The following is a 14,016-nucleotide window of genomic DNA, read 5'->3' on the forward strand; positions in this document are numbered from 1 at the left end:
GCCCGCAACCCCTCCACCAGCCGGCCGCCCTCACCCACCCTGCACCACCACCCGCCGCGTCGCCGCCCCCTGCACCAGCCGGCCCACCGCCAGCAGCACCACCGCCCAGCCCGCCTGGAAGACGAACGCGAACAGCGGATCCGTCCGCCCCATCAGCACGTCCGCGGGCATCTGCAACAACGCCGACCACGGCAGCAGCGTCACGATGTCCCCCAGTGGCTGGGGAAACGCGTTGAGCGGCAGCGCCATCCCCGAGAAGAACATCCCGGTGACCATCAGCACCTGCACCGCACCCGTGCCGTCCATCAACCAGAACCCGCTCAACGCCACCAGGAACCGGATCCCGTAACCGACCACCATCGCCAGCGCGATCGTCACCGCGAACGCCGCCCAGATCACCGGATCGTGGGGCAACGCCGTCGGAAAGAACAACGCCCCGAAGACGAACGGCAGCACACCGCGGCCCAGCAGCTGGAACAACGCCCGCCCCAGATCGGCCGCCAGCCACCACGCCTGGAGATCGGCCGGCCGGTACAGGTCGATGGCGACCTCACCCGTACGGATCCGCTCCATCAACTCGATCTCGAAACCGCCGCCCTGGATCGCGAGTGTCGCGAACAGCGCCTGACCCAGCCACACATAGGTGACCGCCTGTGCCTGGTCATAGCCCCCCAGGTGCGGCCGCTCGTCCCACAAGGCCAGATATGTGTAGACGAGGATCAGGCCGAAAACGGTATTGGTGAACACTCCGGCGGCCGTCGCCACCCGATAGGTCGCGTACCTTCTGAAACCCCCCGCCGCGACGGTCGCGTACAACCGCGCCGATCCCAAGGCAACCGTCCTCCTCGCCCGCTAGTCACCCCTGGTGTCCTCTTCGACACCGAAGCGCAGGAGCCTAGTGCTGCGCTCCGGTCACGTGCCACGCGTTTTCCGGGCACGAGGTGTGACCGAACGCGCGCCGATTGTCGGGAACGGAACGCTTGGTGCGAGAGTCTTCAACAGGGGACGCAGAAGGCGTACGAGGCTTACGAGGCGTACGGGAACGTACGACGCGAAACAGGAGTCCAGCAACACATGAGTGACGAGCCACAGCCGCAGCAGCCCACCGAGGGCTCGGCACCCGGAGCCCCCGAGGCGGGTGACGGAGGAAGTGGCGAGGGAGGCAAGAAGATGAAGCGACCCAAGCGCACCGGACTGCGCCGGCTCCTGCCCACCTGGCGGATGGTGCTCGGCACGTTCGTCCTCGGCGTCCTGGTGCTCGCCGGACTCTTCTTCCTCGGCTACTCCATGGTCAAGATCCCCCCCGCCAACGCGCTCGCCACCAAGCAGTCCAACGTCTACCTCTACGCCGACGGCACCGAGATCGCCCGCGACGGCACCGTCAACCGCGAGAACGTCGACCTCTCCCAGATCTCCAAGGACGCCCAGCACGCCGTCCTGGCCGCCGAGGACCGCGACTTCTACACCGAGTCCGCCATCGACCCCAAGGCGATGCTCCGGGCCGGCTGGAACACCGCCACCGGCAAGGGCAAGCAGTCCGGCTCCACGATCACCCAGCAGTACGTGAAGAACTACTACCTCGCGCAGGAGCAGACCGTCACGCGCAAGGTGAAGGAGTTCTTCATCTCCATCAAGCTGGACCGCGAGACCTCCAAGGACGACATCCTCGAGGGCTACCTCAACACCAGCTACTTCGGCCGCAACGCCTACGGCATGCAGGCCGCCGCCAAGGCCTACTTCGGCGTCGAGGCCGCCAGGCTCACCCCCGCCCAGGGCGCCTATCTCGCCGCCCTGGTCAACGCGCCCAGCGAGTACGACATCATCGCCCACCCCGAGAACAAGGCCGCCGCCGAGGCCCGCTGGAACTACGTCCTCGACGGCATGGTCACCAAGGGCTGGCTCGGCGAGAGCGCCCGCACCGGAATGAAGTTCCCCGCGGTCAAGGAGACCTCCGGCGCCGACACCGGCATGTCCGGACAGCGCGGCTACCTCGTCAACGCGATCAAGGACTACCTGCGCGACAACAAGATCGTCACCCAGGACGAACTCGACGCCGGCGGCTACCGCATCACCACCACCATCGACAAGAAGAAGCAGAACGCCTTCGTCGACGCCGTCAACGACAAGCTGATGAAGAAGCTCGACAAGAAGAACCGCAAGGTCGACACCTACGTCCGCGCGGGCGGCGCCGCCGTCGAGCCCAAGACCGGCAAGGTCCTCGCCCTGTACGGCGGCATCGACTACGTCAAGCAGTACACCAACAACGCCACCCGGCAGGACTTCCAGGTCGGCTCCACCTTCAAGCCCTTCGTCTTCACCTCGGCCGTCGAGAACGACTCCGAGACGCAGGACGGCCGCCGGATCACCCCCAACACGATCTACGACGGCACCAACAGGCGGCCCATCCAGGGCTGGTCCGGCGGCACCTACGCGCCCGAGAACGAGGACTACGTCAACTACGGCAACATCGACGTACGCACCGCCACCGACAAGTCGGTGAACTCCGTGTACGCGCAGATGGCCGTCGACGTCGGCCCCGCCAAGGTCAAGCAGACCGCCATCAAGCTGGGCCTGCCCACCGACACCCCCGACCTCCAGCCCTACCCCTCCATCGCCCTCGGCACGGCCAACGCCAGCGTCCTGGACATGGCGGAGGCCTACGCCACCCTCGCCAACCACGGCAAGCACGGCACGTACACCCTGATCGAGAAGGTCACCAAGGACGGCGCCGACGTGGTGGACCTGCCCGAGCAGAAGTCCTCCCAGGTCGTCAGCCGCGAGGCCGCCGACACCACCACCTCGGTCCTGCGCAGCGTCGTCCAGAACGGCACCGCCACCGCGGCCCTCGCCGCCGACCGGCCCGCCGCCGGCAAGACCGGCACCGCCGAGGAGGACACCGCGGCCTGGTTCGCCGGCTACACACCCGACCTCGCCACCGTGGTCGCGGTCATGGGCCAGGACCCGCAGACCGCCGCCCACAAGTCCCTCAAGGGCGCGATGGGCCTGCCCCGCATCAACGGCGGCGGCGCCCCCACCGAGATCTGGGCCCAGTTCACCAAGAACGCCCTGAAGGGCGAACCGGCCACGGACTTCAACCTCCAGATCCAGGAGGGCGGCGAGCAGTCCGCCTACCCGTCGGCCCCGCCCTCCGAGGACGAGCCCACCGACGACGAGACCGACGGCAGTTCGCCGAGCGCCGACAACACCAAGGGCCAGACGCAGGGCCAGACCCAGGGACAGACGAACGGCGGCACGACCACCGGCGGCACCACCGCAGGCACCACCTCCGGCAGCACCACCGACGGCGGCACGACCACCGGAAACACCTCGACCGGCACCACCGACGGCGGCACGGCGACCAGCGGAACGAGCTCGGGCACCAACTCCGGCACCACCGAAGGCAACACGTCCACCGGCACCTCCGACGGCGCGACCGGGGACACCGGCAACTCCGTGGGCACGACGACGGGCCCCCAGCTGACGTCCTCCGGCTGGGACTGACGTACCACGACGTGCCCTGACGTGCTCTGACGTGGCCTGACGTCGTCCCTCAGTGACCGCTGGTCGCCTTGAGCCCCACCACGGCGACCAGCAGCAGGCACACGAAGAAGATCCGGGCGGCGGTCGCCGGCTCCCCCAGCACCACCATGCCGACGACCGCGGCCCCCGCCGCCCCGATCCCGACCCACACGCCGTAGGCGGTACCGATGGGGAGGGAACGGGCCGCGTACGACAGCAGCAGCATGCTGGCCACGATGCCGGCGCCGGTGAACAGACTCGGGACGGGCCGGGTGAACCCGTCCGTGTACTTCATCCCGACCGACCAGCCGACTTCGAGCAGACCGGCGACGACGAGCAGAACCCAGGCCATGGAACAGGCACCTCCGAGACGCGAACGCGAACGCACTGACACAGCGATGCGTCGTCTTTTCCTGCGTCCCGGTACGGCGCGTCTCGTCGGGCTCCTTCCCAACGTAGCAAAGAAACGACAAAAGGGCTGGTGACCATGGTCACCAGCCCTTTCCGCCCACTACATCAGAGGTACAGCCCGGTCGAGTCCTCCGAGCCCTCGAACCGGTCGGCCGCCACGGCGTGCAGATCGCGCTCCCGCATCAGCACGTACGCGACGCCCCGCACCTCGACCTCCGCACGGTCCTCGGGGTCGTACAGGACACGGTCACCCGGCTCCACGGTCCGCACGTTCTGTCCCACCGCGACGACCTGGGCCCACGCCAGCCGGCGGCCGACGGCCGCGGTGGCGGGGATCAGAATGCCGCCACCCGAACGCCGCTCGCCCTCGCCGGTCTCCTGCTTCACGAGCACGCGGTCGTGCAGCATCCGGATGGGCAGCTTGTCGTGCGTGGTACTCAGGTCGTCTCTCTTGGCGCTCACAGCACTGAACCTACCCCGGGGAGATACGGCGGGAATGCAGGGGATCAGCCCTTGCGGCGCCGTCCGCCGAACGTGAGCAGCCCCACGACGGCGACCACGACGAGCGCCACCGGCACGACCCGCTCCAGCCGGGGCGCGCCCTCCTCGTCCACGAACTGCGCCCGTACCTCGCTCACGGCACGGTTGACCTGGACGTAGGCCTTCCCGAGCGTGTGGTCGACGTTGGCGACGACCTTGGCTTTGGCGTCCCCGACGATGGTCTTCGGATGCACCCGCACCCCGATCTCGTCCAGCGTCTCCGCCAGCACCTCGCGGCGGGCCCTGATGTCCGCCTCGATCTGCGCCGGGGTTCTGGTGTCCGACGTCTCCGCCACGGTAAGGCCTCCGAAGTCAGCTGTGTCTTGTTCTGGACAGTCTGTCAGCTCTGCCCGCCGCCGCACTGTCAGGACCCCCGGTTACGCTGGCCCGATGAGCGAGCGACTCCAGCCCGGGGACGTGGCCCCCGCCTTCACCCTCCCCGACGCCGACGGCAACCAGGTCTCCCTGTCGGACCACAAGGGCCGCAAGGTCATCGTCTACTTCTACCCCGCCGCGCTTACCCCCGGCTGCACGAAGCAGGCCTGCGACTTCACGGACAACCTGGAACTGCTGACCGGCGCCGGGTACGACGTCATCGGCATCTCCCCCGACAGCCCCGAGAAGCTGGGCAGGTTCCGCGACAAGGAGTCCCTGAAGGTCACCCTCCTGGCCGACCCCGAGAAGACCGTCACCGAGGCCTACGCGGCGTACGGCGAGAAGAAGAACTACGGCAAGACCTACATGGGCGTCATCCGCTCCACGATCGTGGTCGACGAGCAGGGCAAGGTCGAACGAGCCCTCTACAACGTCCGCGCCACCGGCCACGTAGCCAAGATCATCAAGGACCTGGGCATCTGAGGACCCCCTTCCCGCCGCCGAGCGGCCCGCGTCGGGAATCCCCCGACTCGGGCCGCTTCCACCTTTCGGGCGTGACTGCCCGATAGACGGTTCGTCGCTCCGCAAGGAGAACCTGCGCCACCTGTGCCCCAATTGCCATGCGCCGACCGCGACGTGGTGTCGCCGGAAGAGCAGCGTCCTACTCGCCCGGTGACCCGGCAGGCCCGTACACTGAGTGCCGCCGGTCGAGCATGATGACCGATTTTGAGCGGCCGTGATGGAATTTGGCAGTCATGCTGGGTTTAGGTCCCAGTGGGTTCACACCCGTGTGGGTTCGAGTCCCACCGGCCGCACGCGAGGAGAGGGGCCGCCCGACCGGGCGGCCCCTCTTCCATGGCTCAGCCCAGTAGTTCCCGTACCACCGGCACCAGTCCCCGGAACGCCTTGCCGCGGTGGCTGATCGCGTTCTTCTCCGCGGGCGTCAGTTCCGCGCAGGTGCGTGTCTCGCCGTCCGGCTGGAGGATCGGGTCGTAGCCGAAGCCGTTGGTGCCGGTCGGGGTGTGGCGGAGGGTGCCGGTCAGGCGGCCCTCGACGACGCGTTCCGTGCCGTCCGGGAGGGCCAGGGCCGCCGCGCAGGCGAAGTGGGCGCCCCGGTGTTCCTCGGCGATGTCCGAGAGCTGGGCCAGGAGCAGGTCCAGGTTGGCCCGGTCGTCGCCGTGCTTGCCGGCCCAGCGGGCGGAGAAGATGCCGGGGGCGCCGTTCAGGACGTCGACGCAGAGGCCCGAGTCGTCGGCGACGGCCGGGAACCCCGTCGCCTGCGCGAGGGCGTGGGCCTTCAGGAGCGCGTTCTCGGCGAAGGTGACGCCCGTTTCCCTGACGTCGGGGACGTCGGGGTAGGCATCCGCGCCGACGAGGTCGTGGGGCAGGCCTGCGTCGGCGAGGATCGACCTCAGTTCGGTGATCTTTCCGGCGTTGCGGGTGGCGAGGATCAGGCGGGTCATGCGCCCAGTATCCCCAGTTCCGCCCGGCGTCTCCTACGGGGTGCAGACCTTCGTCAGTTCGCCCGCCGCGTCGGTGACGGGGCTGAGGTCGGGGGTGTTGTCGCCGTTCTCGACGGCGGTGCGGACGTTGGCGACGGCGGTCTGGAGGTCGTCGACCGCCTTGTTGACGTCGGTGTTGTCCGTCTTGTCGCCGATCTTGTCGAGGTTGTTCTCGATGGAGGTCAGCGACTCCTCGGTCTGCGTGGGGTCGTTCGCGGCGTTCTCCACGGCCTGCTGGAGGTCGGTGACGCTGTCGGCGATGGAGTCGGCGGTCTGGACGCAGTCCAGGGCCTTGTTGACTGCGTCGCAGCCGGTCGCCGTCAGTCCCACGGTGAGGGCGACGGCCGCCGTGGCGGCGGCTATGACGGTTCGGCGACGCCGCTTCGGGCGTCGGCTCGCGGCCGTGGACATCAGTGTGTTCCTCCCCTTGCCAGGCCCAGGAGGCCCCCGTTGGTGTACTGGCCAAGACGCGCCGACGGGCGGGCCGGTTGCTCGGGCCCGCCGCCCGTCTTGGTGTTCCCTTTACTTTTCGAGGACCGTATCAAGTGCCGTGCGCTGCAGGACAGTCAGTTCCGTGCAGCCCAGAACGGCCAGGTCGAGGAGGGAGTTGAGTTCCTCGCGGGCGAACGGCTCGGCCTCGGCGGTGCCCTGGACCTCGACGAAGCGGCCGTCGCCGGTGCAGACGACGTTCATGTCGGTCTCGGCGCGGACGTCCTCCTCGTAGCGCAGGTCGAGGAGCGGGACGCCTCCGACGATGCCGACCGAGACCGCGGACACCGTGCCGGTGAGGGGCTGGCGGCCGGCCTTGATGAGCTTCTTGCCCTGGGCCCAGGTGATGGCGTCGGCCAGCGCGACGTACGCGCCGGTGATGGCCGCCGTGCGGGTGCCGCCGTCGGCCTGGAGGACGTCGCAGTCGAGGACGATGGTGTTCTCGCCCAGTGCCTTGTAGTCGATCACCGCGCGCAGGGAGCGGCCGATGAGGCGGGAGATCTCGTGGGTGCGGCCGCCGATCTTGCCGCGGACGGACTCGCGGTCGCCGCGGGTGTTGGTGGCGCGGGGGAGCATGGAGTACTCCGCGGTGACCCAGCCCTCGCCGCTGCCCTTGCGCCAGCGGGGGACGCCTTCCGTCACGGAGGCGGTGCAGAAGACCTTCGTGTCGCCGAAGGAGACGAGGACGGAGCCCTCGGCGTGCTTGCTCCAGCCGCGTTCGATGGTGACGGGGCGGAGCTGTTCGGGGGTGCGGCCGTCGATTCGAGACATGGCGCTGAGCCTAGCCGTACCTGCGGAAGGGGCTCCTCCCCTGGTGGCGGGAGGAGCCCCTCATGCGCGGGTTCCCGGATGTGAACCCTCAGCAGTGAACGCGGGGGCTCACATCATGTCTTCGATCTCCGCGGCGATGGGGTCGGCGTCGGTGCCGATGACGACCTGGATCGCGGTGCCCATCTTGACGACGCCGTGGGCGCCCGCGGCCTTCAGGGCGGCCTCGTCGACGAGTGAGGCGTCGTTGACCTCGGTGCGCAGCCGGGTGATGCAGCCTTCGATCTCTTCGATGTTGTCGAGGCCGCCGAGTCCGGCGACGATCTTCTCAGCCTTGGTGGCCATGTTCCCTCTCCCTGAATTCCCTGATGCGAACCGCGATGTGAACCGCTTTTTCGCAGTAACCCACAGTTGGCCCAACTTCGCGAGCGATTGTGCCGGGTGTACCGAAGGATGACGTCAGTGATGACGTCGCAGCAACCCAATCGTCCGTAGCTGGTCTACACCACCTGACAGGCGGTCGCCAAACGATGAGTGCCGAGAGCGCCGAGACCGAGATCAGCCCGGCCCGCCGGCGCTGGCAGGCAGCGTTCCAGGGCCTGCAGAAGATGGGGCGCAGTCTTCAGCTGCCGATCGCGGTGCTGCCGGCCGCGGGCATCCTCAACCGGCTCGGCCAGCCTGACGTGTTCGGGGACGACGGGCTCGGCTGGACCGATGTGGCGAAGGTGATGGCGGGTGCGGGCGCGGCACTGCTCGACGGTTCCCTCGGGCTGCCCCTGCTGTTCTGCATCGGCGTGGCCATCGGCATGGCGAAGAAGTCGGACGGTTCGACGGCGCTGGCGGCGGTGGCGGGATTCCTCGTCTACTACAACGTGTTGCGGCAGTTCCCGGAGGACTGCGCACCGGGTTCGAAGGTGATCCCGAACATCGGGTGCCAGGCGACCGACAACACGGTGGGGGCCTTCACCTACCAGAATCCCGGGGTGTTCGGCGGGATCGTCGTGGGCTTGCTGACGGCGTTCTTCTGGCAGCGGTACCACCGCACGAAGCTGGTGGACTGGCTGGGCTTCTTCAACGGGCGGCGCCTGGTGCCGATCATCATGGCGTTCGTGGCGATCGCGTTCGCCGCGTTGTGTCTGTGGGTCTGGCCGCCGATCGGCGACGCACTGGAGAGTTTCAGCGACTGGCTGGACGGGCTGGACGCGTGGGGTGCGGGCATCTTCGGTGTCGCGAACCGGGCGTTGCTGGTGATCGGCCTGCACCAGTTCCTGAACGTGCCCATCTGGTTCCAGTTCGGCAGCTTCACGAAGCCGGACGGCACGGTGGTGCACGGTGACATCAACATGTTCCTGGCGGGCGACCCGGATGCGGGGCAGTTCACCTCCGGCTTCTTCCCGATCATGATGTTCGCGCTGCCCGCGGCGGCGCTGGCGATCACGCACTGTGCGAAGCCGTCGCGCCGCAAGGAGGTCGGCGGTCTGATGCTGTCCGTGGCGCTGACGTCGTTCGTGACCGGCATCACCGAGCCGATCGAGTACTCGTTCCTGTTCGTCGCGCCGCTGCTGTACGCGGTGCACGCGGTGCTGACGGGGGCGTCGATGGCGGTGACATGGGGGCTGGGGGTGCACGACGGCTTCAGCTTCTCCGCCGGGCTCATCGACTACGTCATCAACTGGAACCTGGCGACGCGGCCGTGGGGGATCATCCCGATCGGTCTGTGCTTCGCGGCCGTCTACTACGCGATCTTCCGTTTCGCGATCACGAAGTTCGATCTGAAGACCCCCGGGCGTGAGCCGGAGGAGGAGCGGGAGGACGTCACGAAGGCCTAGCCGGAGGCCGGTTCGGGGGCCGGTTGCGGGGGCGGTGCGCGGGCCCGGCCCGGGGCTCGGCCAGGAGGCCCTCGGCCGTAGCCGAGCGTAATACCACGATTACGGGAATCGTGGGTTCCTTATGCCACCTTCATCGTGCTACAACATGGTCTACACCACTGAGTGGTGTAGACCACCACCCGATGGAGGAAGTCTATGAGCACCGCCACCGCGCCCACGGCGGCCCCCTCGAAGAAATGGGGCTCCGGCCTTCTGCAGGGGCTGCAGAAGGTCGGCCGCAGCCTTCAGCTCCCGATCGCCGTGCTGCCGGCGGCGGGTCTGCTGCTCCGCTTCGGCCAGGCCGACGTGCACGACAAGCTGCACCTGCCCGACAAGGTCACGGCGGTGTTCGCGACCGCGGGCGGTGCGATCTTCGACAACCTGCCGATGCTGTTCTGCATCGGTGTCGCGATCGGCTTCGCCAAGAAGTCGGACGGCTCCACGGCGCTGGCCGCGCTGGTCGGGTTCCTGGTCTACAGCAACGTGCTGAAGGCGTTCCCGGTCTCCGAGGCCAAGGTCCAGGCGGGTGCGGACATAGCCGCGACCTACAACAACCCCGGTGTCCTCGGCGGCATCGTGATGGGTCTGCTGGGCGCGGTGGTCTGGCAGCGGTTCCACCGCACGAAGCTGGTGGACTGGCTCGGCTTCTTCAACGGCCGCCGTCTGGTGCCGATCATCATGGCGTTCGTCGGCACGGTGATGGGTGTCTTCTTCGGTCTGGTCTGGGAGCCGATCGGTGAGGTCATCTCGAACTTCGGCGAGTGGATGACGGGCCTCGGCGCGTTCGGCGCGGGTCTGTTCGGTCTCATCAACCGCGCGCTGATCCCGGTCGGCATGCACCAGTTCGTGAACACCGTCTCCTGGTTCCAGATCGGCGACTTCACGAACGCGGCCGGCGACGTCGTCCACGGCGACCTCAACCGCTTCTTCGCGGGTGACCCGACGGCCGGCCAGTTCATGTCCGGCTTCTTCCCGATCATGATGTTCGGTCTGCCGGCCGCCGCCCTGGCCATCGCGCACACCGCCCGCCCCGAGCGCCGCAAGGCCGTGCTCGGCATGATGATCTCGCTCGCGCTGACCTCCTTCGTGACCGGTGTCACCGAGCCCATCGAGTTCTCGTTCATGTTCATCGCGCCGCTGCTGTACGCGATCCACGCGGTGCTGACGGCCCTGTCCATGGCGATCACCTGGGCCCTGGGCGTCCACGCGGGCTTCACCTTCTCCGCGGGCTTCATCGACTACGCGCTGAACTGGAACCTGGCCACCAAGCCCTGGCTGATCATCCCGATCGGTCTGGTGTTCGGCGCGATCTACTACGTGGTCTTCCGCTTCGCGATCACGAAGTTCAACCTCCCCACCCCGGGCCGTGAGCCCGAGGAGGAGGTCGAGGACCTCACCAAGGCGTAGGTACGCGGCACGCCCGCGCAGGACACGCGAAGGCCCCCGGAGCCCTGAACCGCTCCGGGGGCCTTCTGCGTGGCGTCGGCTCTAGATCTCGTACGTCATCCGGGGCGCTGCCAGTTCCACCGGGCCGTCGAACACCGCGCGGGCGTCCGCCAGGTTGACCCGGGGGTCGGTCCACGGCGGGATGTGGGTCAGTACGAGCTTCCTCGCGCCCGCCCTGTTCGCCGTCTCGCCGGCCTCGCGGCCGTTGAGGTGCAGGTCGGGGATGTTCTCCTTGCCGTGCGTGAAGGCTGCCTCGCACAGGAAGAGGTCGGTGTCGCGGGCGAGGTCGTCCAGCGCGGGGCTGACACCGGTGTCGCCGGAGTAGGTCAGCGACCTGCCGCCGTGTTCGACGCGGATGCCGTAGGCCTCCACCGGGTGCGCCACGCGTTCGGTGTGCACGGTGAACGGGCCGACGTCGAAGGTGGACGGCTTGACCGTGTGGAAGTCGAAGACCTCGCTCATGGAGGAGGCCGACGGGGTGTCGGCGTAGGCCGTGGTCAGGCGGTGCTCCGTGCCCTCCGGGCCGTAGACCGGGATGGGGGCGCAGCGCCCGCCGTCGTGCCGGTAGTAGCGCGCGACGAAGTAGGCGCACATGTCGATGCAGTGGTCGGCGTGCAGATGACTCAGGAAGATCGCGTCGAGGTCGTAGAGACCGCAATGGCGCTGCAACTCGCCCAGGGCGCCGTTGCCCATGTCGAGAAGCAGCCGGAAGCCGTCGGCCTCGAGGAGGTAGCTCGAGCAGGCCGATTCCGCGGACGGGAACGACCCCGAGCAGCCGACGACGGTGAGCTTCATGAAGGCGAAACCTCCGCTGGCGGGAAACCGAGAAGTACCGGGTGAGGTCCGGGGGACGGATCGTGGAACGAATGATCGTTAAATGGGGCGACGGGGGTCGTGCGGTGCGTCGAGCGTAAGGCGCAAAACCCCGGGTCGCTCCTCCGCCAGGGGCCGTTGTGGGCGAACTCACCTGTGGTGTCACCGGTTCGGCTGGACCGGGGGCACGGGAAGTGGTGATGGGGCGCGCGGCGGCGCTCGCGCGCCGGTAACGTCGTCGTATGGACACGTCCTGGTGGCTCGCGCTCGCGGCGGTGATACTGCTCGCGCTGGTCGCGACGCTCGTGGACGGCTGGGGGCGGGGCCGGCGACCGAAGCGGCGCGGGACCCGGCCGCCGGGCCGGACGACGGGGCGGCCTTCGGGCCGGCCGACCCGGGGCCACGGCTTCGCCGGCCGTCCCCAGCCGGCGGAAATCTGGTGGGCGGACGTGCCGTTCGAGGACGGTCCGGGGATGAAGGACCGGCCGTGTCTGGTGCTCATGGTGCGCGGTGACCGCGCCACCGTCGCGAAGATCACCAGCAAGTACCACGACGAGCGGGCCGGGGTGATCCCGCTGCCGCCGGGTGCCGTGGGCGACGCGCAGGGGCGGCCGAGCTTCCTGGAGACGGACGAGCTGCGCCAGGTCCGGGTGAGCGACTTCCGGCGCAGGGTTGGTGTGGTGGACCCGGTCCTGTGGGACCAGGTCCGTCACCTGGCTACCTGAAACCCTACGCCCAGAGCTGGCCCTGCACGGTCTCGATCGCTTCCTCGGTGGTGGCCGCGGTGTAGACGCCCGTGGACAGGTACTTCCAGCCGCCGTCGGCGACGACGAACGCGATGTCGGCGCTCTCCCCCGCCTTCAGCGCCTTCCTGCCGACGCCGATCGCCGCGTGCAGGGCCGCGCCCGTGGAGACGCCCGCGAAGATGCCCTCCTGCTGGAGGAGTTCGCGGGTGCGGGTCACGGCGTCCGCCGAGCCGACCGAGAAGCGGGTGGTCAGGACGGAGGCGTCGTACAGCTCGGGTACGAATCCCTCGTCGAGGTTGCGCAGGCCGTAGACCAGGTCGTCGTAGCGCGGCTCGGCGGCGACGATCTTCACGTCCGGCTTGTTCTCGCGGAGGAAGCGGCCGACGCCCATCAGGGTGCCCGTCGTGCCGAGGCCGGCGACGAAGTGGGTGATGGACGGGAGGTCGGCGAGGATCTCGGGGCCGGTGGTGGCGTAGTGGGCGCCGGCGTTGTCGGGGTTCCCGTACTGGTAGAGCATCACCCAGTCGGGGTGCTCGGCGGAGAGCTCCTTGGCGACGCGGACCGCGGTGTTGGAGCCGCCCGCGGCCGGGGAGGAGATGATCTCGGCGCCCCACATGCCGAGCAGGTCCCGGCGCTCCTGCGAGGTGTTCTCGGGCATCACGCAGACCATGCGGTAGCCCTTGAGCTTGGCCGCCATGGCGAGGGAGATGCCGGTGTTGCCGCTCGTCGGTTCCAGGATGGTGCAGCCGGGGGTGAGCCGGCCGTCCTTCTCGGCCTGCTCGACCATGTGCAGGGCGGGGCGGTCCTTGACCGAGCCGGTGGGGTTGCGGTCCTCGAGCTTCGCCCAGATGCGGACGTCGGCGGACGGCGAGAGCCGCGGCAGGCGCACCAGAGGGGTGTTGCCCACCGCGGCCAGCGGGGAGTCGTAGCGCATGGGGTCCGGCGGCCGATCAGGCCATGCCGCCGGCCACGGCCGGCAGGATGGTCACGGTGTCGCCGTCGGTCAGCTTGGTGTCGATGCCGTCGACGAAGCGGACGTCCTCGTCGTTCAGGTACACGTTGACGAAGCGGCGCAGCTTGCCGTCGTCCACGATGCGGGCCCGGATGCCCGTGTGCCGGGTCTCGAGGTCGGTGAACAGGTCGGCGAGGGTGTCACCGTTGCCCTCCACCGCCTTCTGACCGTCGGTGTACTGGCGGAGGATGGTGGGGATGCGGACCTCGATGGCCATGGTTCAGGGCTCCTGTCGGAAGGTGTGGGCGGCGCGGGTTCGTGCGTGTGTGGCTCCCCCACGCTCGGCTGCGCTCGCGCGGGCATGCCCCCATCGGCTCACGGCCGTACGGCGGCGGGTGGTGCGTCAACAGATGGCGCTGGCGAGCCTGCACAGGTCGACGTGCAGCCGCGCCACGAGCAGTGCGCCCGGCGTCTTCTCGCTCACGTCGTTCAGAACCATGGGCTCATCGTATCGATTCCCGGTCCGGCTCCTGGAATGTGATCCCACATCGCGGACGACAGGGGGCCGGGGAGTGAGACGCCCCGGT

At 68.7% G+C, this 14,016-nt stretch carries 17 protein-coding genes, 1 tRNA gene and 1 riboswitch; of the genes, 6 read left to right on the forward strand and 12 right to left on the reverse strand.

The window, feature by feature from the left end:
* Positions 1-30: 30 nt before the first annotated feature.
* Entirely contained in the window at positions 31-831 is an 801-nt protein-coding gene (locus ASD48_RS06355) for an ABC-2 family transporter protein (RefSeq protein WP_057600385.1), read from the reverse strand.
* 243 nt (positions 832-1,074) lie between these two features.
* On the opposite strand from ASD48_RS06355, the gene ASD48_RS06360 reads away from it, so the two are divergent.
* Positions 1,075-3,501, forward strand: coding sequence for a transglycosylase domain-containing protein (locus ASD48_RS06360; RefSeq protein WP_057600386.1), 2,427 nt, complete (start codon positions 1,075-1,077; stop codon positions 3,499-3,501).
* 49 nt (positions 3,502-3,550) lie between these two features.
* Here ASD48_RS06360 and ASD48_RS06365 read toward each other — a convergent pair whose 3' ends face one another.
* The 3 genes from ASD48_RS06365 to ASD48_RS06375 form a co-directional block, all read right to left on the reverse strand.
* Entirely contained in the window at positions 3,551-3,871 is a 321-nt protein-coding gene (locus tag ASD48_RS06365; RefSeq protein ID WP_057600387.1) for an SMR family transporter, read from the reverse strand.
* Between the two features lie 45 nt (positions 3,872-3,916).
* Positions 3,917-3,989: riboswitch (guanidine-III (ykkC-III) riboswitch) on the reverse strand.
* A 46-nt stretch (positions 3,990-4,035) separates the two neighbouring features.
* Positions 4,036-4,392, reverse strand: a complete 357-nt coding sequence (locus tag ASD48_RS06370) for a co-chaperone GroES (RefSeq protein WP_020132219.1) — start codon at positions 4,390-4,392, stop codon at positions 4,036-4,038.
* A 44-nt stretch (positions 4,393-4,436) separates the two neighbouring features.
* Positions 4,437-4,766, reverse strand: a complete 330-nt coding sequence (locus tag ASD48_RS06375; protein WP_057600388.1) for a DUF3618 domain-containing protein — start codon at positions 4,764-4,766, stop codon at positions 4,437-4,439.
* Between the two features lie 94 nt (positions 4,767-4,860).
* Between ASD48_RS06375 and bcp the strand changes: the two genes are divergently transcribed.
* Together bcp and ASD48_RS06385 are read left to right on the forward strand one after the other, a co-directional pair.
* Positions 4,861-5,328: a thioredoxin-dependent thiol peroxidase gene (gene bcp / locus ASD48_RS06380; protein ID WP_057600389.1), complete on the forward strand. Its 468-nt coding sequence runs from the start codon at positions 4,861-4,863 to the stop codon at positions 5,326-5,328.
* Between the two features lie 247 nt (positions 5,329-5,575).
* Positions 5,576-5,660, forward strand: a tRNA-Leu gene (locus tag ASD48_RS06385).
* 45 nt (positions 5,661-5,705) lie between these two features.
* Here the strand turns inward: ASD48_RS06385 and rdgB are convergent.
* From rdgB to ASD48_RS06405, 4 genes are all read right to left on the reverse strand, one after another.
* On the reverse strand, positions 5,706-6,308 hold the full coding sequence (gene rdgB / locus ASD48_RS06390) for an RdgB/HAM1 family non-canonical purine NTP pyrophosphatase (RefSeq protein WP_057600390.1): 603 nt from the start codon (positions 6,306-6,308) through the stop codon (positions 5,706-5,708).
* 33 nt (positions 6,309-6,341) lie between these two features.
* Positions 6,342-6,758 (reverse strand): hypothetical protein, encoded by a 417-nt coding sequence (locus tag ASD48_RS06395; protein ID WP_057600391.1) that lies wholly within the window; start codon positions 6,756-6,758, stop codon positions 6,342-6,344.
* Positions 6,759-6,869: 111 nt separating this feature from the next.
* Complete coding sequence (gene rph / locus ASD48_RS06400; protein ID WP_057600392.1) at positions 6,870-7,607, reverse strand: ribonuclease PH; 738 nt, start codon at positions 7,605-7,607, stop codon at positions 6,870-6,872.
* Between the two features lie 108 nt (positions 7,608-7,715).
* On the reverse strand, positions 7,716-7,949 hold the full coding sequence (locus tag ASD48_RS06405; protein ID WP_020132213.1) for a PTS glucose/sucrose transporter subunit IIB: 234 nt from the start codon (positions 7,947-7,949) through the stop codon (positions 7,716-7,718).
* 185 nt (positions 7,950-8,134) lie between these two features.
* Here ASD48_RS06405 and ASD48_RS06410 point away from each other — a divergent pair, with 185 nt between their 5' ends.
* Together ASD48_RS06410 and ASD48_RS06415 are read left to right on the forward strand one after the other, a co-directional pair.
* Complete coding sequence (locus ASD48_RS06410) at positions 8,135-9,433, forward strand: PTS transporter subunit EIIC (protein ID WP_057600393.1); 1,299 nt, start codon at positions 8,135-8,137, stop codon at positions 9,431-9,433.
* A gap of 195 nt (positions 9,434-9,628) precedes the next feature.
* Entirely contained in the window at positions 9,629-10,879 is a 1,251-nt protein-coding gene (locus tag ASD48_RS06415) for a PTS transporter subunit EIIC (RefSeq protein ID WP_057600394.1), read from the forward strand.
* 81 nt (positions 10,880-10,960) lie between these two features.
* Here ASD48_RS06415 and ASD48_RS06420 read toward each other — a convergent pair whose 3' ends face one another.
* Positions 10,961-11,713, reverse strand: a complete 753-nt coding sequence (locus tag ASD48_RS06420; protein ID WP_057600395.1) for an MBL fold metallo-hydrolase — start codon at positions 11,711-11,713, stop codon at positions 10,961-10,963.
* 260 nt (positions 11,714-11,973) lie between these two features.
* Between ASD48_RS06420 and ASD48_RS06425 the strand changes: the two genes are divergently transcribed.
* Positions 11,974-12,456 (forward strand): type II toxin-antitoxin system PemK/MazF family toxin, encoded by a 483-nt coding sequence (locus ASD48_RS06425; protein ID WP_057600396.1) that lies wholly within the window; start codon positions 11,974-11,976, stop codon positions 12,454-12,456.
* Between the two features lie 4 nt (positions 12,457-12,460).
* On the opposite strand, the gene ASD48_RS06430 is transcribed toward ASD48_RS06425, so the two are convergent.
* The 3 genes from ASD48_RS06430 to ASD48_RS46130 all read right to left on the reverse strand — a co-directional run bounded on the left by ASD48_RS06430 (position 12,461) and on the right by ASD48_RS46130 (position 13,928).
* Positions 12,461-13,411, reverse strand: coding sequence for a cysteine synthase (locus ASD48_RS06430; RefSeq protein ID WP_057600397.1), 951 nt, complete (start codon positions 13,409-13,411; stop codon positions 12,461-12,463).
* Between the two features lie 16 nt (positions 13,412-13,427).
* On the reverse strand, positions 13,428-13,706 hold the full coding sequence (locus ASD48_RS06435) for a MoaD/ThiS family protein (RefSeq protein ID WP_057600398.1): 279 nt from the start codon (positions 13,704-13,706) through the stop codon (positions 13,428-13,430).
* Between the two features lie 126 nt (positions 13,707-13,832).
* Positions 13,833-13,928: a putative leader peptide gene (locus tag ASD48_RS46130; protein ID WP_020132206.1), complete on the reverse strand. Its 96-nt coding sequence runs from the start codon at positions 13,926-13,928 to the stop codon at positions 13,833-13,835.
* Positions 13,929-14,016: the final 88 nt, after the last annotated feature.

The sequence above is a fragment of the Streptomyces sp. Root1310 genome (assembly GCF_001426425.1).
In the GTDB taxonomy this organism is placed as follows: Bacteria; Actinomycetota; Actinomycetes; order Streptomycetales; family Streptomycetaceae; genus Streptomyces.